Raw genomic sequence first — 21,972 nt, 5'->3', positions numbered from 1 at the left:
GACCAACGACGCCGCGCTCGTCGCGCGGCCGTCATTTGAAAATGAAAAACCCCGCCGGAGCGATCCGGCGGGGTTTTTCTTTGAACTATGTTTCTAAGTTCAGGCCCTGCCGTAAAGCGGCACCAGCGTGCCGCTCATCGCCAGATTGGCCGGCGAGGCGAGATAGGCGATGGCCTCGGCGGCCGCTTCAAGGCTGACCCATTTGGTGAAGTCGGCATCCGGCATGTCGGCGCGGTTGGCCGGCGTGTCGAGGGTGGATGGCGCAACTGCATTGACCAGGATGCCCTTGTGCTTCAGTTCCTCGGCCATCGCCACCGTCATCGCTGCCACCGCTGCCTTGCTGGCGGCGTAGGCCACCGAGCCAGCGCCCTTACGCGGTTCCAATGCCGCCCGCGCGGCGATGTTGACGATGCGGCCCGCCGTGCCTGACGCGAGCATCGAGCGCACCGCCGCGCGACAGCACAGGAAAGCGGTGCGGGCATTGGTGTCCATCATCTCGGCAAAGGACGCCGACTCGATCTTCTCCACCGGTGCTGCGGTAAAGCCGCCGGCCAGATGGATGGATCCCCACAGACCCGGAACCTGGCTGTAAAACGCCTCGACCTTGGCGGGGTCCGAGAGATCGACATTGTGCACCAGCCGGACGCGATCATCGGCGGCGAAGGGGAAGTGCGATGGTGCTGCGGCATGGGCATTGGGCACATGGCAGATGGCGCCCTCACCCAGCAGCTTGCCGACAACCGCGCCGCCGAGCGCCCCGGTGCCGCCGGTCACCACGATATGCTTGCCATCAAGTGTTTGCGTCATCTTCGACCGCTCCTGTCATTATTTCTTCATGCTCATGCCGCGCCGGCGGCAAACGTCGCGCCTTTAGCACGATTGCTCAACTGAAATATCGACATGGCAGGGTCGCGTCTTTGCATCGCTTCAGGTCGTCGGCCAGCCGCCGACGATCGCGTCCCAAAGCAGATGCTTACTGGACGCCGGGCGCTCGGCTCTGTGGGTCAGTTTGTGCAGCCAGAAGCGATCGAAGACGGCGCGGTGGGCGATGTCGTCGAAAGGCTCAAAGAGCAGCCATTGCAGCTCGTGCGGTCGGTCCGCGCCGACCTGGGGCATGCGCAGGAAATCATGCCGAAGCTGACGGTGCAGGAGAAGCGAAGCCTCGAAATGGTACGGGAACATAAAATAGTGATGAAGCGTGTCGTAGGTTTTCCAGTAATCCGCCAGGCCGTGCAGCACGGTCTCGACCAGCGGATGTCCCTTGCGGGCGTGAATGAACCAGGTTTCCACAAGCCGGGCGGGGCGATTGGTCTCGCGCAGGATGTAGAAATCCTCACACTCGATTTCGGCGGGAATGGGCTGCCGCAACAGGATCGTGGCGTCGAGCCATGTCCCGCCATGCCGGTGAAGCAGGCTCAGGCGAATGAAGTTGGAAAAGTGCTGGCTGTTCATCAGCTCTCGTCGGCGCTTGTCCCAGACATGGCCGGGCAGGTCGATATGGTTTTCGATGGTCCCGTCGTCGAGCACGACGAGTTCGCGGTCGCCCTGGTGACGCTCCACGGAGCGCAGGCATGCTTTGACCACCGGTGGCGCCGCGTCGACGCCTTGCGCCCAATATTGCCATATCGGGCCCAAGCCGCCGGTCGGCTGGCTGGTGGAACACCACTGCGAATGGTCGACGGCGATATGACGCGAACGCCAGTCCCGCTTTCGCGCGTAGCTCATGCAAAACTTTGCGGCACGCTTTCGCAACGGCCAGGGCAAGGCGCGTGAGGACGCCACCCAGCGCGGCGCGGCTAGATACGGAATTGTCAGCGGATCGTGGATCGGCCTCGGTTCGCTGAAAAACGAACGCGCCGGCCGGTCATCGCCCTCCCCTGTCACAGGGCTCAATCCACGGTGATTTCTATCATTTGCGGTTTTCCGGTTGCCCGCGCGCGCTTGAGGGCGACCGCCAGGCCATTGATGTCGGCAAGCCGCTCGGCGGCAATGCCATAGGCTTCGGCCAGCTTGCAGAAATCCGGCGGCGCCGGCGACACACCGACAGGCTCGACGCCGACGTCGAGCATCGAGGTTTCGATCTCGCGGTAGCCGCGATTGTTCCAGACGACAAAAATCACCGGCGCCGCCGCATCGAGTGCTACACCCAGTTCCGGCAAGGTGAACTGAAAACCACCGTCGCCGGTGAGACAGACGACGGGGACACCGGGCATGGCAAGGGCAGCCCCGATCGCCGCCGGCGGCCCATAGCCGAGCGCGCCAAAACCGGTGGCGGCGTTGAACCAGCCGCCCGGGCGGTCATGGTCGTAATAGAGGTTGGCGGCGTAGATCGGCTGTGTGGAATCGCCGACGATGATGGCGCCCGGCAGCGCATCGCGGATCGCCTCGACGGCGTGCGTCTGCGCCTGCAGCGTCGGGCTGAGTTCGGCAAACGCCGCTTGCCGCGTGGCCGCGGCGCGGGCCGCACCGTCGCCGGTCCCTGCCGGGGCCGCGCCGATTTCGGCAAGCAGCGCTTCGAGAGCGGCACTGCAATCGGCCTGGATCGAAACCGTCGCCGGCCGGCGGGCAAGCTGGTCGGCGCCGATGTCGATGCGGATGAGATTTGGCGGCAGGACAAAGCCGCCGTCGCTGTATCCGTCATAGTCGGTCGGGCCGAACTCGGTGCCGGCGGCTATCACCAGATCGGCATCTGCCATCAACGCCCGCACCGCCTTCAGGCTGGGGCTGGCCGGCACGCACAATGGATGGCGATGCAACAGACCGCGGGCATTGGCCGTCTGGACGACCGGCGCGCCGAGCAATTCGGCCAGGCGCTGCAGCGGCGCCTCGGCCCCTTTGGCGCCACCGCCGGCCAGGATCAGCGGGCGGCGCGCAGCCGCGACAAGTTTTGCCGCCTTGGCAATGGCAGCACTATCTGGCGTGGGTGACGCTGCATTGCTCAGCAACGCGACGAGACCGTCGGCCGGCTTGACCATGACATCGGTCGGGATCTCGATATGAACCGGGCCGGGGCGCGCGGACGAAAACAGCGCGAAGGCACGGGCGAGCGCACCGGGCAATTCACCGGCATCGGTGACCCGCTGCGAAAACAGCGCCACCTTCTCCATCATGCCGCGCTGGTCGGGCAGTTCGTGCAGATGGCCGAGCCCCTTGCCCAGTGTCGGCGTCGCGTTGACGCCCGAGATCACCAGCATCGGCACCGAATCGGCGCGCGCCTGGCCCATGGCCGTGATGGTGTTGGTCAGCCCCGGTCCGGTGATGACGAAGGCAACGCCCGGTCTACCGCTGGCCCGCGCATAGCCGTCGGCCATGAAGCCGGCGCCCTGCTCGTGGCGCGGGGTGACGTGGCGGATGTTCGACCGCGCCAGTCCGCGATAGAGCTCCACCGTGTGCACGCCGGGAATGCCGAAGACGGTGTCGACGCCATGGGCCTCGAGCAGGGAAATGAGCGCTTCGCCGACAGTCGTCATTGTCTGAGCACCGGGCGCGTGAGGCAGGTTGGGCCGCCCTCGCAGGCGATGCAAAGCGCATCCGCCTCGAAGGTCGTGACCGTGCAGCCGGCGGCCTGCATGGCTGCCGCGGTCTTGGGAAAACCGGCAACGGCGATCACCTGGCGTGGCGCAGTCGGCAGCACATTGAGGCTGAGTCCGTTGGAGGCGTGGAACTCGCCGGCGTCCCCTTGGACCAGCTTGATGCCGCGCGCGTTCAGCATCTGGTAGAAGGCGGCGGGCAGAAGCGGCGCGTAGACCAGCGCCAGATCGTCGGCGAGCGGGCTGATCACCGACATCAGATGCAGGCAGGCTTCCTCACCGTGCCACAGCGGCAGGTCGAAGCCAAAAACCTGGATACCTTTGGGCGAGAGCAGGTTCGAGAGCTGCTGGATACCGTCCTGGTTGGTGCGTACGCCGCGGCCGACGGCCAGCGTGTTGGCATCCACCCAGACGCAATCGCCGCCTTCGACCTGGCCGGGAGGATCGATGCGGCCGAGGACGGGCACGCCCATCCTGATGTAGGCGGCTTCGTGCAGGCCGGGTTCGGGCCGGCGCAAGGCCTTGCCCATGGCCAGAATGATGGCGCCGTGATCGGTCATTAGCGATGGATCGTGGGTGAAAACGGAATCGGCAAGCCCGTCATCGGCATCGGTCAGCCATTCGATCTCGGCGCCCGATGCCGCGACCAGCCTCGTCAGCACCTGATGCTGGGCGGCAGCCTTGTGCGGATCAAAACCCGGACCATAGTGCCACTGCGACGCCTTGGCGTGGCGCATGGCACTGGCGGCGGAACGCATCAGCACGCGCTGCAGCGTCCCGGCCATGGACTGTGACCCGTAAGCTTTGCCCACTAAACTCTCCTGAAATTCCCCTTCCTGCCAATAGCCACTCAGCCAGCCGTGATCAATGGTCCAAAAACCATGGTTGACGGAGGCAAGCGGAACGGTCCATCTTGATATCGGGAACTCTGTCCAGTGACGGGTAATGGGTAAAAAAATCGAGCAGCGACGAATCCGGCCACTCCGCGGAGCGCCGGCAAGATGATGGCGCAGGGTGCTGCATCCGCACTGAAACACACCGCGCAGGACGGCGCCGCAGAAGCCATCCATGTCGAGAACCTGCACAAGAAATTCGGCCAACTGCATGTGCTGAAGGGCGTTTCGCTGTCGGCGCGCGACGGCGAGGTGATCGCCATCATCGGCGGCAGCGGCTCCGGCAAGTCGACGCTTTTGCGCTGCATCAACTGCCTGGAAAACCCGACCAGCGGCATCATCCGCGTCAATGGCGAGGAAATCCGGCTGAAGGCAGACAGCCACGGCCACACCATTCCGGCCGACCGCAAGCAGATCGAACGCATCCGCTCCAAGCTCGGCATGGTGTTCCAGAATTTCAATCTGTGGAGCCACATGACGCTGATCGAGAACGTCATCGAGGTTCCGGTGCACGTGCTGGGCGTGAAGCGCGATCTGGCAATCAACGAAGCCGAAAAACTGCTGGCCCGCGTCGGTCTGGCCGAAAAGCGTGACGTCTACCCGGCCTATCTCTCAGGCGGCCAGCAGCAGCGCGCGGCGATCGCCCGGGCGCTCGCCATCAACCCGCGCGTCATGCTGTTCGACGAGCCGACCTCGGCACTCGACCCAGAACTGGTCGGCGAGGTGCTGAGGGTGATCGGCGATCTGGCGCGCGAAGGCCGCACCATGGTGCTGGTCACGCACGAAATGAAATTCGCCCGCGAGGTCGCGACGCATGTCGTCTATCTCTACAACGGGCTGGTCGAGGAAGAAGGGCCGCCGGAGCAGATCTTCGGCGCCCCGAGATCCGAAAGGCTCAAACAATTCATCCGCAACATCGGCTAAGCCGAGGCGGACGAAAGACCGGGGAACCAACAACAAACTGGGAGTTTACCAAATGAAGACCGTTCTGAAGACATTTGCCGCAGCGCTTCTGGTCGGCGTCGCCGCAATGGGCGTGGCCAAGGCCGATCCGGTCAAGATCGGCGTCGCCGCCGAGCCCTATCCGCCCTTCACCTCGCCGGACGCTTCCGGCAAATGGGTTGGCTGGGAAATCGAGTTCATCGACGCCGTCTGCGCCGAAGAGAAGCTCGACTGCGTCATCACCCCCGTGGCCTGGGACGGCATCATCCCGGCGCTGACGACCAAGAAGATCGACATCATCGCCAGCTCGATGTCGATCACCGCCGAGCGCGAGAAGACGATCAGCTTCTCCGACAAATATTACAACACGCCGACCGCCATCATCGGGCCGAAGGACCAGAAGTTCGGCGCCACGCCTGACGACCTCAAGGGCAAGGTCATCGGTGTGCAGGTGTCGACGGTGCATGCCGTCTACGCCAAGAAGCACTTCACCGGCGCCGCCGAAATCAAGGAATATCAGACGCAGGACGAGGCCAACCAGGATCTTGCCGCCGGCCGTCTCGACGCGGTGCAGGCCGACTCGATCGCGCTTGGCGAGTTCCTGAAATCCGACCAGGGCAAGGCGTGCTGCGATCTGAAAGGCATGGTCGAGCAGGATCTCGAGGTTCTTGGACCAGGCGTCGGCGCCGGCATCCGCAAGGAAGACACCGAGTTGAAGGACAAGATCAACGCCGGCATCAAGGCCATCCGCGCCAACGGCAAGTATGAAGAGATCTCGAAGAAATATTTCGATTTCGACATCTATGGCAGCGACGCGCAGTCGAACTGACGGCCCCTGCGCTTGAGCGAATGACCATACGGCACGCCGTATGGTCATCGAAGAAAGCTTTCCGCTGGCGGGTGTCGCCAGCGGTTGAGCCAGCCATTCGGGGGCGACGCTGATCGACGCATTTCTTTCGGCCTCGGCGGCCGGCATCATCGAGCTTCTCTCGCCCTACCCGCCTGGCTGGGGCGGCAATCTTCTGCGTGGGCTGCTCCACACTGTCGAGATAGGGCTCGGCGCCACCTCACTTGGCTTGCTGATCGGCACCGGCGGCGCCTATGGCAAGCTCTATGGCGGCCCGGTGGTGCGCGATCTGATGGCCGTCTATACGACCGTCGTTCGCGCCGTGCCGGAACTGGTGCTGATCCTGCTGCTCTATTATGCCGGCACCGACCTGATAAATCAGATGCTGACGGCGATGGGCTACCAGCGTGTCGACATCAGCGGCCTGGCGGCCGGCATCTTCGTGCTCGGCTTCGTGCAAGGCGCCTATTCGACCGAGGTCATACGCGGCGCGATCCTGGCCATTCCGCAGGGGCAAATTGAAGCTGCCCGCGCCTATGGCATGTCTCCTGGCCTGCTGCTGCGGCGCATCACGCTGCCGGCGATGCTGCCTTTTGCCATACCTGGCCTAGCCAATCTGTGGCTGATCTGCACCAAGGATACCGCGCTGCTGGCGGTCGTCGGCTTCAACGAGCTGGCGCTGGAAACGCGGCAGGCGGCAGGCGTCACCAAAGCCTATTTCATGTTCTACGTCGCCGCTGGTGCGCTCTATCTGCTGTTGTCGCTTGTCTCCAACTTTTTCATCGGCCGGATCGAGACCTGGTCGCGGCGCGGCATGCCTTCGGTCAAGGAGGGGCGTTGATGGCCGGTGAAGCGACGATCATCAACGTGGCAGCACGGACTTCGCTGTGGCTGCAGCCGCACCGCATCGTGCTGATCCTGATCGCGCTGGCGCTGGTCTTAGGCTCCGCTTTCTTCATGCGCTGGGACTGGCTGCCGCAATATTACGAAATGGGATTGCTCGGCATCTGGCGCGCGCTGTGGATCCTGGCCGTCACTTGCACATTGGGCTTCCTGCTCGCCGTGCCGCTCGGGCTGGCGCAGGCCGCCGGCTCCTTCTGGTTCGCGGCACCCGCCAAAGCCTTCTGCACCGTCATCAGGGGCACGCCGCTGCTGATCCAGCTGTGGCTGCTCTACTACGGACTGGGCTCGCTGTTTCCGCAATATCCGTGGATTCGCGAGTCCTGGATGTGGCCGTATCTCAGGCAAGCCTGGCCCTATGGCGTGCTGGCGCTGACCTTGTCTTTCGCCGGCTACGAAGGCGAAGTGATGCGCGGCGCCTTTGCCGGCGTGCCGAAAGGCCAGCTGGAAGCGGCCCGTGCCTTCGGCATGAGCCGCTGGAAGACTTTCCGCCGCATCTGGCTGCCGCAAGCCATCTACCGGGCGCTGCCGACGCTGACCGGCGAAACCGTGCTGCAATTGAAGTCGACGCCGCTGGTGGCGACAATCAGCGTCATCGACATTTTCGCCGTCTCGTCCAAGGTGCGGCAGGATACCTACCTGACCTACGAACCCTTGCTGCTGCTGGCGCTGATCTACATGACGATCACCGGCATCCTCGTCTTCGCCTTCAGCAGGATCGAAGCGCGGATCCCCAACAAAATTGGGTAGAAGCGAATAGCCAATAGCGAGTAGTAATCGGGGCCCCGGGGACGGGCGATCGCCGACGGCTTGCCATTTCCCTATTCGCCATTCCCTATTCGCTACTCAGTTAGGAACTCATTGCGATGCAACTCAGTCTCGACCAGGCAAAAGGACTGTGCCGGATGGCAGCGCTCGGCGCCGGCGCCAATGAGGAAGCGGCGCAATCGCTCACTGCCTCGATCATATCAGCCGAGGCGGAAGGGCTGTCTACGGTCGGGCTGTCGCATTTCATCGATTATCTCGAGGCGCTGGAAGCCGGCCGCATCGATGGCAAAGCCGACCCGGTGATCACCCGGCCGGCGCTGGCGGTCTATCTTTCCGATGCGCGCGGCGGCCTGGCGCATACCGGCTTCGATCGCACCATCGACGACCTCGCCAAGGCGGCAAAACTGTTCGGCGTCGCCATCTTTTCGCAGAAGAACGCCTATACGTGCGGCGCGCTCGGCTATTTCACCGGGCGGCTGGCGGCACTGGGGATGGTGTCCTTCGCCGCGACCAACGGACCGGCCGTGCTTGCCGGCTCGGGTTCGATCAAGCCGGTCTACTGCACCAACCCGATGTCCTTTGCCGCTCCCGCCGCCGACGGGGCGCCGCTGGTCATCGACCAGTCGTCGAGCGCCACCGCCTTCGTCAACATCCGCAAGGCGGCCGAGGACGGCAAGAAAATTCCCGAGGGATGGGCGCTGGACGTCAGCGGCAATCCAACCACCGATCCGGCGGCCGCCATGAAAGGCGCCATGCTGGCCTTCGGCGGCCAGCGCGGGGCCAACATCGCGCTGATGGTCGAGGTGCTGGCAGCCGGCCTGTCGGGCGCCAACTGGTCGCTCGACGCGCCGTGGTTCAGCGGTGGACCGGACAGCCCCGGAACCGGCCTGTTCGTGCTTGCCGTCGAGCCCAAGCTGCTCGACCCGAACTTCGAACAGCGCATGAAGGACCAGCTCGACCGGCTGCGCCGGCGCTATGGCGTGCACGTGCCCGGCCGTGCGCGGGCCGAAGCGGCGGAGAAGGCACAGGCGCGAGGCATCACGGCCCCCAAGGCGGTGATCCAGCGTATTTCCGAATTCGCCGAGCGCTATTCCGCCTGAAGAAGAAACCCATTTACCGGATGATCGGTTGACGTCTGCCCATCCGGCCGCGCGACCCTATTTGCCGCAGTGGTGATCGTTGATCTTGTTCAACGCATTCGCATCCGGTCCTACCCTGTCGTAGGAGCACGCTCCAGCCGCCGTCGTGAACAACTGCTGATCATAGTAGCGCGGGCCGCCGAACAGGATGTCGATGATATCGCCATCGGCGGGAACGTAGCGTTCAGGTTGAGGTTTTGGGTGGTGATGCCGTTCGCCCGCGAATGCCGAGGCACAAACGCTGCTGCCTATTGCGAAAGCGAGAGCGAAGGTCGCAACGCGTTTGGTCGTCATCGGCAATATCCTCCATTCGGAATCACACCATACATCCAAAATCGCCAGCCGGACAAAAGTTCCGAGGGCACCGGCTTGGCCCGCTTCCATGGCTGACTGATTTCGATCGGCAGGACCAGCCGAGCCCCGCGGCAAGGCGGCGTAGATTTTTGCGCATAGCGCTTGAACCTTTCCGCGGGTAGCGGCGACCCATCCTTGTCCAGGGCGAGGTGAGCTCGCCCGATCACCGAGGGGAACAACAAGATATCGAGATCCTGCTTGCCGTGAAGGGTGCATCCCTTCGCGCCTCGGAAACCCACTCACAATCAAAGGAAATCATCGTGACCAACACCAAGACCACCATCCTGACCGCTGTCCTTCTGCTCGGCTCCTTCATGGGCGCCACCCAGGCCGCAACGCTGAAGAGCGCACCGGTCAAGCCGTCGGCGCCAGGCATCATCACCGCGCCAAGCGGCGGCGCCACCGAGGATCACTATTGCAAGAACGGCCACGCCAAATTCGCCAATTGCAGCGCCGACTTCATCGCGGCTTGCAAGCAGGTCGGTGGCACCATGTCGGATGTTCAGGGTTGGGGTGGGCGTACTTGCTTCACGCCCTCCTGATACCGTCTCAGGTCAGGCCCGTCGGCCCCTGACACCATATGGAGTCATCCGGAAAACCCCGCTTCGGCGGGGTTTTCTGCATTTTGCAGGTCCTCGGGAAGGAATGCTCCAAGCCAGGCTGCCGGCGACCTCTGGTCGCTCTTTGCCTTTGACGCGAAACGGATTAAGAAACGGCTTCAGCCAAGCTTTCGAGCGCCGGAGCCAGCCATGACCGAAATCCTGCAGACCCCCAAGCTCGTCGTCGTCTTCGGTGGCTCAGGCTTTGTCGGCCGCCACGTCGTGCGGGCGCTGGCCAAGCGCGGCTACCGCATCCGGGTCGCCTGCCGCCGGCCCGATCTCGCTGGACATCTGCAGCCGCTCGGCAATGTCGGCCAGATCCAGCCGGTGCAGGCCAATGTGCGCATGCGCTGGTCGGTCGACCGCGCCGTGCAAGGCGCCGACCATGTCGTCAACCTGGTCGCCATCCTGCATGAGGGCGGCCGGCAGAAATTCGGCGCCGTGCATGAGTTCGGCGCCCGCGCCATCGCCGAAGCCGCGCGCTCGGTCGGCGCAGGGCTCACACACATCTCGGCGCTGGGTGCGGATTTGCATTCGCAATCGCACTATGCACGCACCAAGGCGCTAGGCGAAAAGGCGGTTCTGGAGACGGTCGCGAATGCCGTCATCTTGCGGCCGTCGATCAATTTCGGACCGGAGGATGGCTTCTTCAACCGCTTCGCCAACATGGCGCGCTATTCGCCGGTGCTGCCGCTGATCGGCGGCGGTGGGACGAAGTTCCAGCCGGTCTATGTCGGTGATGTCGCCGAAGCGGTGGCACGCTCGGTCGAAGGCAAGGTCAAGGGTGGCCAGATCTACGAGCTCGGCGGACCGCAGGTGCTGACCTTCAAGCAGTGCATGGAAGAGCTGCTCACCGTGATCGAACGCAAGCGGCTGCTGGTGCCGGTGCCGTGGTGGGTGGCCAACCTTCAGGCGTCGATCCTCGGCCTGTTGCCCAATCCGCTGCTAACCAAGGACCAGGTGATGCAGCTGCGCGAACACAACATCGTCTCGGATGCGGCCGCCAAGGACAACAGGACGCTGACCGGGCTCGGCATCCAGCCGCAGTCGATCGGAACGATCCTGCCGAGCTATCTCTGGCGTTTTCGTGCCGCCGGCCAGTTCCAGCGCCGGCCTGCGGCTTAATTCAGTATCCGCCTGAAGGTGTGTTGAGATTCAGGTCAAGAAGGCCGGCATCACCTTGAATATCGGCACGCCTAGCGGGGCGTGACCTGCATCGGCAAACCACCCTGCGGCTGTGTCGTCAGTTTCTGCACCGGCCACGGCTTGGTGTCGGCCGTGCTGTCGAAGCGGAAGCGCGACAGCATGATGGCCAGCGCGATAATCGCCTCCTGCATGGCAAAGCTGGCGCCGATGCAGACGCGAGGCCCGGCGCCGAACGGCAGATATTGGAAGCGGTCGATCTTTTCGCGGTTTCCCGGGTGGAACCGCTCCGGCATGAAGGCGTCGGGCCGATCCCACAATTTCCTGTGGCGGTGGACGACCCATGGCATCACCAGCACGGCAGCGTGCTTCGGGATGTAGAGCTCGTTCCACGTCTCCGGCTCGATCGGCTCGCGGTTGATCGACGGCGCCGGCGGATAGAGCCTGAGCGCCTCGTCGAAGGCAGCGCGGGTGAAGGGCATGGCATCGAGCCACTTCGTCGGATCGGGCTCGCGTGCCAGCACCTGGTCGATCTCGCGTTCGACCCTATCGCGCTCCCACGGTGACTCCGCGAGACAATAGAGCGTCCAGCCGAGTGCGCGGGCGGTGGTCTCGTGACCGGCGCCGATGAAGGTGATGATGTTGTCCTCGACCTCGGCCCGCGTCAGCCCATCCGGTCCCTCTGCCTTGAGCAGAAGCGTCAGGAAATCCTGCGGCACCGCGTCGGGATCACGCTTGAACTTCGCTTCGCGCAGCTTGACGGTGTCGGTGACGATCTTGCGGAAATAAGCCATGGTCTTGCGGCCACGGATGCGGGTCAGCCGCGGCAGCCAGTCGGGCGCCCGCAACAGGTCGAGCGGATCGACGCGGCCCATGGTCTCGAACAGGCGGTCGATCTCGTTGGCAAAGCTGCCCGGCTCGCCTGCGATCTCGCCGGAAAACAGCGTCTCGGCCAGGATGTCGTAGGTGAGCAGCGTCATGTCATGGGCGATGTCCGAGGTGGCGCCACCCTCGTAGCGGGTGACGAATTCCTGCGTGCGCTTCAGCATCGGCGTGGCGAAGCCAAAGATGTGGCGCGGCGTGAACACCGGCGCCATCGCCTTGCGCGAGCGCTTCCACACCTCGCCCTCGGCGGTCAGCAGGCCATCGCGCAGGATCGGCCGCAGGATTTTCTGGCGCACCGTCGCCATCTTGTAGTTTTTCGCATTGTCGACCAGCACGTGGCGGATCAGGCCTGGATCGTTGGCGACGATCAGATGTCCGCCAACGCCATTGGCCGAAATCCAGGGCTCGTTGTAGGTATGCTCGCCCCACAGTTCGAGCGGGTTGCGATAGACGATGCGGATCATCTCCAGCGTCGAAGGCGGCGTCGTGCGCGGCTTCGGTGCGGGCGGGACGAAGGGGGCGGGCTGACTGTCCATGCTGTGCTCCGCTGATCACCTAATGTAGTGGGCCGCAAAGCAGGCGTCCATGTGACCGAACAGCAAGGCCTCTGCTCTCCTAGATGTGACCCGGTTACCGCGAGGTGCCTTCTTGTTGGCGCCAGCGGCATGGCTTAGGTGGCGGTCACCAACAGATGCCGCTACCGCAGGAGCTACCCATGAAGCACCGGTTGAACATCATCATCGGCAGCACGCGGCCAGGCCGCGCCGGGCCGGTTTTCGCGGAATGGCTGGAGGGTTTTGCGCGCCAACACGGAAAATTCGAACCGGTGCTGACCGACATCGCCGCGTTCCACTTGCCGGTTCTGGACGAGCCGCATCATCCAAAACTCGGCAAGTACGAGAAGGACCATACGAAGGCTTGGTCGAAGGCAATCGACGCCGCCGACGCCTTTGTTTTCGTGGCGCCGGAATATAATTATTTCGCCGCTCCGGCGATCGTCAACGCGATCGATTATCTGCTCAGGGAATGGCGCTACAAGCCGGCCGCCATCTTCAGCTATGGCGGCGTTTCCGGCGGCCTGCGCGCGGCGCAGGCGTTAAAGCCGCTGCTGACCTCCGTCGGGGTGATGCCGATCCCCGAGGGCGTAGCGCTGCCGATGTACCAAAAACTGCTCGACGAGAACGGTGTTTTCAACGCCAGCGAACAGGTGGTTGGCGGAGCCAAGACCATGCTGGACGAGCTGTTGCGCTGGAGCGAGGCGCTGAAGCCGATGCGGGCTGCCTGAATGAGCCAATTTTCTGCCAAAGGCTTGGCTTGCTCACGCCATAAAGAGATGGAATGTTCGCGCAAATGAACGAGCCGGGGGCGGTTCGACTTGCGCTTGCTGTTTGCCTTGCTGCTGATCTTGTCGGCGACCGCCACGGCCGTGGCGGAGCGGCGCGTTGCGCTGGTCATCGCCGATGACGACTACCGGCTGGTGCGGGCGCTCGCCAATCCGGTCCATGACGGCGAGGCGATGGAAGCGGCGCTGAAGAAGCTTGGCTTCGAGGTGGTTCTCGAAACCAATCGCGACCTGCGGCGCATGCGCCGCGCGCTCGACGATTTTCGCGAGGACGCCAAGGGCGCCGACGTGGCGCTGGTGTATTTCTCCGGCCATGGCGTCGAGATCTCGGGCGACAACCGGCTCCTGCCGATCGACGCCGACGCCTCCTCGCTCGATCAGTTGGAGAAGACCAGCCTGCCGCTGGAAGAGGTGCGCGACGCCGTCGCCGCCACGGCCAAGGTGGGGTTGATCGTGCTTGACGCCTGCCGCAGCGATCCGTTCACGGGCGGCAGCGGCGAAGGGCGTGGCGCGACATCGCTGGCCAAGGATGTCATCGACAAGGTCAAGCCCGGCCTCGGTCGCATCGGCAAGGCGGAAAACATACTGTTTGCCTTTTCGGCGGCGCCCGGCGAGACGGCTGCCGACGGCAGCGGCGCGAATTCGCCCTTCACGGCGGCACTGACCAAGTATCTCGGCACTGACGGGCTCGAAATCCGCTCGGTGCTGACCCTGGTCCAGCAGGAGGTCTATGACCTGTCGCGCGGCAAGCAATTGCCCTATGTCGAGAGCGGCCTGCCGCAGCTGTTCTTTGCTTCCAAAGCCAGAGAACAGCTGCCGGAGCGCGAACGGCTGCTGCTGGCCATGGCCGATGTGACGCCTGAGATGCGTGGCCAGGTCGAGCAGATTGCCAGCGACGCCGACATGCCGCTGGCGCCGCTCTACGGCGCGCTGATCAGTTCCGACACCGGCCACCTCTCCGGCGAAAGCCTGGACGCCAAGCTTCGCGAGGCCGCCGACGCCTTCGTCAAGGTGCGCGCGGAGATGAAGTCGCTCGCCGCCGATGACCCGAAGGTGGCCGAACTGCGCCGGCAGGCCGAGGAGCAGTTGTCGCTCGGCGCCTTCGACGGCGCTCGCGTGATCCTTGCCAAGGCAGCCGACACCGACAATGCCTCGCGCCAGGCATTGAAGGCCAATTTCGTCAGCCGCACCCTTTCCGAGGCAGCCACGCGGTTCCTTTCCGGCGGGGCGGCCCGCGCCAACCTCGACTACGCCACCGCCATCAAGGACTACGAGTCCGTGCTGGCGTTGTATGGCGAGGCTGGGCAGACCTCTCTCAGCCTGGAACAGGCCGACCGCCAGAGCCGTACGCTGGACGAGCTCGGCAAGCTCTACACCACCGTTGGCAACATCACCGCCGCCGGCCGAGCCTACGAGGCGCTGCTGGTCAACCTCGAGCAGCGCGCCAAGCAGGAGAGCGATCCCAAAGTGAAGCGCGACCTCGCCATCAGCCATATCAAGGTCGCCGACGCAAAGATGGCGCAAGGCGATCTGTCGACCGCTCTGGAAAGCTATGCGACAGCCAGGAGCATGCTGGAGGGCCTGACCACAAGCGTGCCGAACGAGAAGGACTGGCTCGGTGATCTTGCCAGGACCAATGACAAGATCGGCAATGTGCTGGCGACACAAGGCGATGTGGGCGCCGCCGCCCAGGCCTATCAGCAAAGCCTGGCAATCAAGCAGCAATTGTCCGATGCGGATCCGGGTCGCGCCTCTCTGCTGCGCGACCTGACCATAACCTATGACGAAATCGGCGACCTTGCCCGCACCGCCGGCCAACTGGATGGCGCTGAGACGGCCTTTGAAGAGAGCCTGAGAATTCGGCTGGCGCTGGCCGAGAACAAGCCTGATGACCCTGCACGCCAGCGCGCTGTCTCCGTCAGCCACGACAGGATCGGCGACGTGCTGCGCGAGCGCGGCGACCCCGCCGGTGCGCTCGCTTCTTTCAACAAGAGCCGGGCGATCGCCAAAGAGCTGGTGCGCCGCGACCCCAACGATACGGACTTGAAGCGCGACCTGTCGATCAGTTACGCCAAGATCGGCAATGCGTACGGCGATCAGAAGGATTGGCCGCCAGCGCTTGCCTCTTATCAGCAGGCGCTGGGCATAGCGCGTGATCTTGCCGCGAGCGACCCCGGCAACACCAACTGGCAGCGCGACCTGTCGGTCTGTCTCGACAGGGTTGCGAATGTGCTGGATGCCCAAGGCGACGTCACCGGCGCATTGCAGAACTATCAGGAAAGCCTCGCCATAGCCGACCGGCTGGTCAGGCTGGACCCGGCCAATTCCGACTGGCAACGCGACCTGGCGATCACCCTGCAGAAGATCGGTTACCTGGAGACCGATCGGCGTCACTTTGAGGGTTCCAAGACGGCTTTCGAAGCCAGCCTCGCTATCGCTAAGAAACTGGCCCAGTCCGATCCCAACAATGCGGTCTGGCAAGCCGATCTGGCACGCGCCTATGTCGCCTATGCTTATGTGGCGAAGGATCCGAAGGCGGCGCTGACCAAGGCGCTGAACCTGACGCTGGAGCTCGACCGGACGGGGCGGCTGGCGCCCGGAGACAAATTCATGATCAAATATTTGCGCAACCTTCTCGCCAAATCCGGGGCCCGGAAGAAATAGCCGGCTGCCAGCTCGGGATTCGGCCCGGAAATGCCCGCAAACCTTGGAAAAACCGCCTTTAGCGCCTATATCTAGACGATATCAGAGGCGCGATTCGGGGCCGATTTTTCGCGCTGCACAAGCGGCATCTAGACAATAGGTTTTCATGAGCGACCAGACCGAGAACACCAACGGCGCCGAAGCCGAATACGGCGCCGATTCCATCAAGGTTTTGAAGGGGTTGGACGCCGTGCGCAAACGGCCCGGCATGTACATCGGCGATACCGACGACGGCTCCGGCCTGCATCACATGGTCTATGAGGTGGTCGATAACGCCATCGACGAGGCGCTGGCCGGACATGCCGACCTCGTCACCGTGACGCTCAACCCCGACGGTTCGGTGACGGTTATCGACAATGGCCGTGGGATTCCGACCGATATCCACACCGGCGAAGGCATTTCGGCGGCCGAAGTGATCATGACGCAGCTGCATGCCGGCGGCAAATTCGACCAGAACTCCTACAAGGTGTCCGGCGGCCTGCATGGCGTCGGCGTTTCCGTGGTCAACGCGCTGTCGGCCTGGCTGAAGCTGAAAATCCGCCGCAACGGCCAGATCTTCGAGATGAGCTTCACCCATGGCAATGCCGATGCGCCGTTGAAGGCGACCGGCAGCTACGAGCAGGACAAGCAGCCAGGCACCTATGAGGGCCGCAGCGGCAGCGCGATCACGTTCTTCCCGTCGTCCGAAACCTTCACCATGGTCGAGTTCGACTTCGGCACGCTGGAACACCGGCTGCGCGAGCTTGCCTTCCTCAATTCCGGCGTGCGCATCATTCTGACCGATGCCCGTCATGCCGACATCGTGCGCCATGAACTGCATTATGATGGCGGTCTGGAAGAGTTCGTCAAATATCTCGACCGGGTCAAGAAACCGCTGATCGACAAGCCGATCGCCATCAAGGCCGAGCGCGACGGCATCACCGTCGAAGTGGCGATGTGGTGGAACGACAGCTACCACGAGAACGTGCTGGCCTTCACCAACAACATCCCGCAGCGCGACGGCGGTACCCATCTGGCCGGTTTCCGTGGCGCGCTGACGCGCCAGATCACCGGCTATGGCGAATCCTCGGGCCTGACCAAGAAGGAAAAGGTGGCTTTGATCGGCGACGATTGCCGCGAGGGGCTGACGGCTGTGCTGTCGGTCAAGGTTCCCGATCCGAAATTCTCCTCGCAGACCAAGGACAAGCTGGTTTCCTCCGAGGTCCGCCCGGTGGTGGAAGGTCTCGTCAACGAGGCGCTCGGCACCTGGCTCGAGGAACACCCGTCCGAGGGCAAGGTGGTGATCGACAAGGTCATCCAGGCCGCCGCCGCCCGCGAAGCCGCGCGCAAGGCGCGCGACATCACCCGCAAGAGCTCGCTCGGCGTCACCTCGCTGCCCGGCAAGCTGGCCGACTGTCAGGAACGCGACCCGGCAAAATCCGAAATCTTCATCGTCGAGGGTGACTCGGCCGGCGGCTCGGCCAAGGGTGGCCGCTCGCGCCAGAACCAGGCCATTCTGCCGCTGCGCGGCAAGATCCTCAATGTCGAGCGCGCCCGTTTCGACCGAATGCTCGGCTCCGAGATGATCGGCACGCTGATCACCGCGCTCGGCACCTCGATCGGCAAGGACGAGTTCAACGCCGACAAATTGCGCTACCACAAGATCATCCTGATGACCGACGCCGACGTCGACGGCGCCCACATCCGCACCTTGCTGCTCACCTTCTTCTTCCGGCAGATGCCGGAGTTGATCGAGCGCGGCCATCTCTACATCGCCCAGCCGCCGCTCTACAAAGTGACGCGCGGCAAGAGCTCACAATACATTAAGGACGAGAGCGCCTTCGAGGAGTTCCTGATCGGTTCGGGGCTGGAAGAGGCGTCGCTTTCGCTCGGCTCGGGCGAAGTGCGCACCGGACAGGACCTGCGCAGCGCCATCGACGATGCGCTGGCCGTGCGCCAGCTGATCAACGGGCTGCACACGCGCTACAACAGGGGCGTGGTCGAGCAGGCGGCGATTGCCGGCGGCCTCACCCCGGATGTGTTCACCGATCTCGGCCGCGCCAACGCCATGGCCGAGCGTGTCGCCAAGCGTCTCGACATCATCGCCGAAGACACCGAGCGCGGCTGGACCGGCCGCATGTCGACCTCGAACGAGGGAACCGGCGGCTATGTGTTCGAGCGCACGGTGCGCAGCGTCAAGGAATTCGCGCATCTCGATCTTGGCCTGATCAATTCGGCCGATGCGCGCCAACTCGACCGCTACGCGCCGCGCCTCACCGAGGTCTATGGCGAGCCGCCGGTGCTGCGTCGCAAGGACGTCTCAGAAACCATCTCGGGACCGCTGGCGCTGCTCAACGCGGTGTTTGCCACCGGCCGCAAGGGCCTGACCATGCAGCGCTACAAGGGTCTTGGCGAAATGAACGCCGAGCAGCTCTGGGAAACCACGCTCGACCCGAATGTGCGCTCGCTGCTGCAGGTCAAGGTCAATGACGCCACCGACGCCGACAGCCTGTTCTCGCGGCTGATGGGCGACGAAGTCGAGCCGCGGCGCGAGTTCATCCAGGAAAACGCGCTGTCGGTCGCCAATCTGGATATCTGATATCTGCACTGGATTTTGAGCATTGGCGTGCGCGGGCGCGCCAATGCTCTTCGAACTCCAACAAAATCATTTTGAGAACCAGCCGGAACAGAAGGCCATCCGAAACAAAAAGCCCGACTTGAAGCCGGGCTTTTTGTTTCGAGGAGTTGGCTGACCGAAAGCGGCTCAGTGATCCATGGCCTTGACGATTTCTTCGGTCATCTTCTTGGCGTCGCCGAGCAGCATCATGGTGCCGTCCTTGTAGAACAGCGTGTTGTCGATGCCGGCATAGCCGGAGCCGAGCGAGCGCTTGACGAACAGGCAGGTGCGCGCCTTGTCGACATCGAGGATCGGCATGCCGTAGATCGGCGACGACTTGTCGTCGCGCGCGGACGGGTTGGTGACGTCGTTGGCGCCAATGACGTAAGCGACGTCGGCCTGCGCGAATTCCGAGTTGATGTCCTCGAGCTCGAACACTTCGTCGTAAGGCACGTTGGCTTCGGCGAGCAGCACGTTCATGTGGCCCGGCATGCGGCCGGCGACGGGGTGGATAGCGTATTTGACGTCGACGCCATTGGCCTTGAGCTTGTCGGCCATTTCGCGCAGCGCATGCTGCGCCTGGGCGACCGCCATGCCGTAGCCGGGCACGATGATGACCTTCTGCGCGTTCATCATCAGATAGGCGGCATCGTCGGCCGAACCCTGCTTGACGGTGCGCTCGATGCCGTCATCGGCAACTGCTGCCGTCTCGCCACCGAAGCCGCCGAGAATGACCGAGATGAAGCTTCGGTTCATGCCCTTGCACATGATGTAGGACAGGATCGCACCGGATGAGCCGACCAACGCCCCGGTGATGATCAGCGCCAGATTGCCGAGCGTGAAGCCGAGCGCCGCCGCTGCCCAACCGGAATAGGAATTCAGCATCGAGACGACCACCGGCATGTCGGCGCCGCCGATCGGGATGATGAGCAGGATGCCGAGCACCAGCGAGGCCGCGACGATCAGCCAGAACACCAGCTTGGACTCGGTGGTAACCAGCAGGATGATCAACACAATCAACGCGATGCCGAGGGCGGCGTTGATGAAGTGACGGCCGCCGATCATGATCGGCTTGCCCGACATGCGGCCGTCGAGCTTGAGGAAAGCGATGACCGAGCCGGTGAAGGTGATGGCGCCGATGGCGACGCCAAGGCTCATCTCGATCAGCGCCTGGGCATGGATGTCGGCAACGGTGCCGATGCCGAAACTTTCAGGCGCATAGATGGCGGCAGCCGCCACCATGACCGCGGCAAGGCCGACCAGCGAGTGGAAGGCGGCGACCAACTGCGGCATCGAGGTCATGGCGATTCGCCGTGCGGTGACCGCACCGACCGAGCCGCCGATAGCGAGGCCGAGGACGATCAGCCAGTAGCGGCCGGCCGACGGGACAGACGGGGCCGCCAGTGCCAGCGTGGTGGCAATGGCGATGCCCATGCCGATCATGCCGTAGAGATTGCCCTGGCGGCTGGTGGTCGGATGCGACAGGCCGCGCAGCGCCATGATGAACAGGACGCCGGAGACCAGATAGAGGAAGGACGCGAAGTTGGCGTTCATGGCGCTCTACTTGTCCTTCTTCTTGTACATGGCCAGCATGCGCTGGGTGACGAGGAAGCCGCCGAAGATGTTGACCGAAACCAGCATCAGCGCGACGAAGCCGAAACCGGCGGCAATACCGGAGGCGGCAATGCCGACGGCAAGCAGCGCGCCGACGACGATGACAGAGGAAATGGCGTTGGTGACGGCCATCAGCGGCGTGTGCAGCGCCGGGGTCACCGACCAGACGACATAGTAGCCGACGAAGATCGCCAAGATGAAGATGGCGAAGCGGAAGACAAAGGGATCGATGGCGCCGCCGGACAGTGCGTGCGCGGCGTCACCCGCGGCACCGGCGCCGCCGGGAGCATTGGCCATGTTCTGCACCGCAAGCCGGACGGCGGCGGACGCCTGATCGAGCTGGTCGAGGGCTTTCTGCAAGGTCTGATCCATCACGCGATCCCCTTCGGCTTGGCAGCGGGCGACTTGGCGGCGGCCGATTTCTTAGGCGCTGTTTTCTTCGGCGCGGCGGCGGCGGCAACCATGGTCTTGGCCGGGATTGCTGCCGGCTCGACATGAGGCTGTTCCGCCGCTTTGGCAAAGGCCGGATGCACGACCTTGCCACCGTCGGTCAGCATGGTCGCCTTGACCAGATCGTCGTCGCGATTGATGGCGAGCGTCTTGGTGGTCTTGTCGACCAATGTCTCGAGGAAGGCGAACAGGTTGCGGGCGTAGAGCAGCGAAGCGGAAGCGGCGACGCGGCCCGGCACGTTGAGATGGCCAACGATCTTGACGTTGTTGGCGGTTGTCACGACCTGACCCGGCACCGCGCCCTCAACATTGCCGCCGCGCTCGACCGCGAGGTCGACCAGCACCGAACCCGGCTTCATCGAGGCGACCATGGCCGCCGACACCAGCTTGGGCGCCGGACGGCCGGGGATCAGCGCCGTTGTGATGACGATGTCCTGCTTGGCGATGTGCTCGGCGGTCAGTGCAGCCTGCTTGGCCTGATATTCCCTGGACATTTCCTTGGCGTAGCCGCCGGCTGTCTCGGCCGCCTTGAACTCGTCGTCCTCGACGGCGAGGAACTTTGCGCCGAGCGAAGCGACCTGTTCCTTGGCGGCGGGACGCACATCGGTGGCGGTGACGACAGCACCAAGCCGCCTTGCCGTGGCGATGGCCTGCAGGCCGGCGACGCCGACACCCATGATGAAGACCTTTGCCGCCGGCACGGTGCCGGCCGCGGTCATCATCATCGGCAGGGCCCGGTCATATTCCGAAGCGCCGTCGATCACCGCCTGATAGCCGGCCAGGTTGGCTTGCGAGGACAGGACGTCCATCGACTGGGCGCGGGTGATGCGCGGCATGAATTCCATCGAGAAGGCGGTGACGCCGGCCTTGGCCAGTGCGGCGACAGCGGCATCGTTGCCATAGGGATCCATGATGGCGATGACGGTGGCGCCTGATTTGTAGCCTTTGAGCTCCGCTTCGCCCGGCCGGCGCACTTTCAGCACCACATCGGCCTTGGCGGCATCGCCGGCCTTGCCGATTGTGGCGCCCGCCTTGGCGAACTCCTCGTCGGGGATGCGCGACCGCGTGCCGGCACCGGTTTCGACAACCACGTCGAGACCCAGCGCCGCCAGCCGCTTCACCGTATCGGGCGATGCCGCAACGCGCGGCTCGTTGACGTCGAGCTCACGAGGGATGAAAACCGTCTGTCCCACCGCATGATCCTTTCGGCTGGAACCTGTTTCCGCAAGACGTCGTCCGGATAGCCGGCGACCTCCCCGGCAAAGGG

19 protein-coding genes are annotated in these 21,972 nt (G+C 63.9%); 10 read left to right on the top strand and 9 right to left on the bottom strand.

Annotated features, from left to right (window positions below; all coding sequences use genetic code 11):
* Nucleotides 1-99: 99 nt before the first annotated feature.
* The 4 genes from AC1DX6_RS03550 to AC1DX6_RS03535 form a co-directional block, all read right to left on the bottom strand.
* A complete protein-coding gene (locus tag AC1DX6_RS03550) occupies nt 100-807 on the bottom strand; it encodes an SDR family NAD(P)-dependent oxidoreductase (RefSeq protein ID WP_477311263.1) in 708 nt (235 codons plus the stop codon).
* 120 nt (nt 808-927) lie between these two features.
* Entirely contained in the window at nt 928-1,725 is a 798-nt protein-coding gene (locus tag AC1DX6_RS03545; RefSeq protein WP_477311261.1) for a capsular polysaccharide synthesis protein, read from the bottom strand.
* A gap of 164 nt (nt 1,726-1,889) precedes the next feature.
* Entirely contained in the window at nt 1,890-3,470 is a 1,581-nt protein-coding gene (locus AC1DX6_RS03540; RefSeq protein WP_477311259.1) for a 5-guanidino-2-oxopentanoate decarboxylase, read from the bottom strand.
* Nucleotides 3,467-4,315 (bottom strand): dimethylarginine dimethylaminohydrolase family protein, encoded by an 849-nt coding sequence (locus tag AC1DX6_RS03535; protein WP_477311893.1) that lies wholly within the window; start codon nt 4,313-4,315, stop codon nt 3,467-3,469. Before AC1DX6_RS03535 ends, AC1DX6_RS03540 begins: the two co-directional genes overlap by 4 nt.
* A 219-nt stretch (nt 4,316-4,534) precedes the next feature.
* On the opposite strand from AC1DX6_RS03535, the gene AC1DX6_RS03530 reads away from it, so the two are divergent.
* The 5 genes from AC1DX6_RS03530 to AC1DX6_RS03510 all read left to right on the top strand — a co-directional run bounded on the left by AC1DX6_RS03530 (nt 4,535) and on the right by AC1DX6_RS03510 (nt 8,980).
* Entirely contained in the window at nt 4,535-5,347 is an 813-nt protein-coding gene (locus AC1DX6_RS03530) for an ABC transporter ATP-binding protein (RefSeq protein WP_477311892.1), read from the top strand.
* Nucleotides 5,348-5,399: 52 nt separating this feature from the next.
* Nucleotides 5,400-6,194, top strand: a complete 795-nt coding sequence (locus tag AC1DX6_RS03525; RefSeq protein WP_477311257.1) for a transporter substrate-binding domain-containing protein — start codon at nt 5,400-5,402, stop codon at nt 6,192-6,194.
* A gap of 193 nt (nt 6,195-6,387) precedes the next feature.
* Nucleotides 6,388-7,053, top strand: coding sequence for an ABC transporter permease (locus tag AC1DX6_RS03520; RefSeq protein ID WP_477311891.1), 666 nt, complete (start codon nt 6,388-6,390; stop codon nt 7,051-7,053).
* The gene (locus tag AC1DX6_RS03515) at nt 7,053-7,862 is read left to right on the top strand and encodes an ABC transporter permease (protein ID WP_477311255.1); all 810 of its coding nucleotides are present in this window, start codon (nt 7,053-7,055) and stop codon (nt 7,860-7,862) included. Before AC1DX6_RS03520 ends, AC1DX6_RS03515 begins: the two co-directional genes overlap by 1 nt.
* 116 nt (nt 7,863-7,978) lie before the next feature.
* Nucleotides 7,979-8,980, top strand: coding sequence for an Ldh family oxidoreductase (locus AC1DX6_RS03510; protein WP_477311253.1), 1,002 nt, complete (start codon nt 7,979-7,981; stop codon nt 8,978-8,980).
* A gap of 57 nt (nt 8,981-9,037) precedes the next feature.
* Here the strand turns inward: AC1DX6_RS03510 and AC1DX6_RS03505 are convergent, their stop codons facing one another.
* Complete coding sequence (locus AC1DX6_RS03505; RefSeq protein WP_477311251.1) at nt 9,038-9,313, bottom strand: hypothetical protein; 276 nt, start codon at nt 9,311-9,313, stop codon at nt 9,038-9,040.
* Nucleotides 9,314-9,633: 320 nt separating this feature from the next.
* Between AC1DX6_RS03505 and AC1DX6_RS03500 the strand changes: the two genes are divergently transcribed.
* Nucleotides 9,634-9,915, top strand: coding sequence for a hypothetical protein (locus AC1DX6_RS03500; protein WP_477311249.1), 282 nt, complete (start codon nt 9,634-9,636; stop codon nt 9,913-9,915).
* Nucleotides 9,916-10,122: 207 nt separating this feature from the next.
* Nucleotides 10,123-11,097 (top strand): complex I NDUFA9 subunit family protein, encoded by a 975-nt coding sequence (locus AC1DX6_RS03495; protein WP_477311247.1) that lies wholly within the window; start codon nt 10,123-10,125, stop codon nt 11,095-11,097.
* A gap of 71 nt (nt 11,098-11,168) precedes the next feature.
* Here the strand turns inward: AC1DX6_RS03495 and AC1DX6_RS03490 are convergent, their stop codons facing one another.
* On the bottom strand, nt 11,169-12,536 hold the full coding sequence (locus AC1DX6_RS03490; protein ID WP_477311245.1) for a cytochrome P450: 1,368 nt from the start codon (nt 12,534-12,536) through the stop codon (nt 11,169-11,171).
* Between the two features lie 179 nt (nt 12,537-12,715).
* Here AC1DX6_RS03490 and AC1DX6_RS03485 point away from each other — a divergent pair, with 179 nt between their 5' ends.
* The 3 genes from AC1DX6_RS03485 to gyrB all read left to right on the top strand — a co-directional run bounded on the left by AC1DX6_RS03485 (nt 12,716) and on the right by gyrB (nt 18,623).
* Entirely contained in the window at nt 12,716-13,285 is a 570-nt protein-coding gene (locus AC1DX6_RS03485) for an NADPH-dependent FMN reductase (RefSeq protein ID WP_477311243.1), read from the top strand.
* Nucleotides 13,286-13,375: 90 nt separating this feature from the next.
* A complete protein-coding gene (locus AC1DX6_RS03480; protein WP_477311241.1) occupies nt 13,376-16,006 on the top strand; it encodes a caspase family protein in 2,631 nt (876 codons plus the stop codon).
* A gap of 145 nt (nt 16,007-16,151) precedes the next feature.
* Nucleotides 16,152-18,623, top strand: a complete 2,472-nt coding sequence (gyrB, locus tag AC1DX6_RS03475) for a DNA topoisomerase (ATP-hydrolyzing) subunit B (RefSeq protein ID WP_477311239.1) — start codon at nt 16,152-16,154, stop codon at nt 18,621-18,623.
* A gap of 165 nt (nt 18,624-18,788) precedes the next feature.
* On the opposite strand, the gene AC1DX6_RS03470 is transcribed toward gyrB, so the two are convergent.
* The 3 genes from AC1DX6_RS03470 to AC1DX6_RS03460 are packed head-to-tail and all read right to left on the bottom strand — an operon-like array spanning nt 18,789 to nt 21,898.
* Nucleotides 18,789-20,195, bottom strand: a complete 1,407-nt coding sequence (locus tag AC1DX6_RS03470) for an NAD(P)(+) transhydrogenase (Re/Si-specific) subunit beta (RefSeq protein ID WP_477311237.1) — start codon at nt 20,193-20,195, stop codon at nt 18,789-18,791.
* 6 nt (nt 20,196-20,201) lie between these two features.
* Nucleotides 20,202-20,627, bottom strand: a complete 426-nt coding sequence (locus AC1DX6_RS03465; RefSeq protein ID WP_477311235.1) for an NAD(P) transhydrogenase subunit alpha part 2 — start codon at nt 20,625-20,627, stop codon at nt 20,202-20,204.
* On the bottom strand, nt 20,627-21,898 hold the full coding sequence (locus AC1DX6_RS03460) for a Re/Si-specific NAD(P)(+) transhydrogenase subunit alpha (RefSeq protein ID WP_477311233.1): 1,272 nt from the start codon (nt 21,896-21,898) through the stop codon (nt 20,627-20,629). The genes AC1DX6_RS03465 and AC1DX6_RS03460 overlap by 1 nt, the downstream gene beginning before the upstream one ends.
* Nucleotides 21,899-21,972 lie beyond the last annotated feature (74 nt).

It is taken from the genome of Mesorhizobium sp. P2_C4, assembly GCF_056404575.1.
Note: the sequence above shows the minus strand (reverse complement) of the source record. Positions and strands in the feature narration are given on the sequence as shown.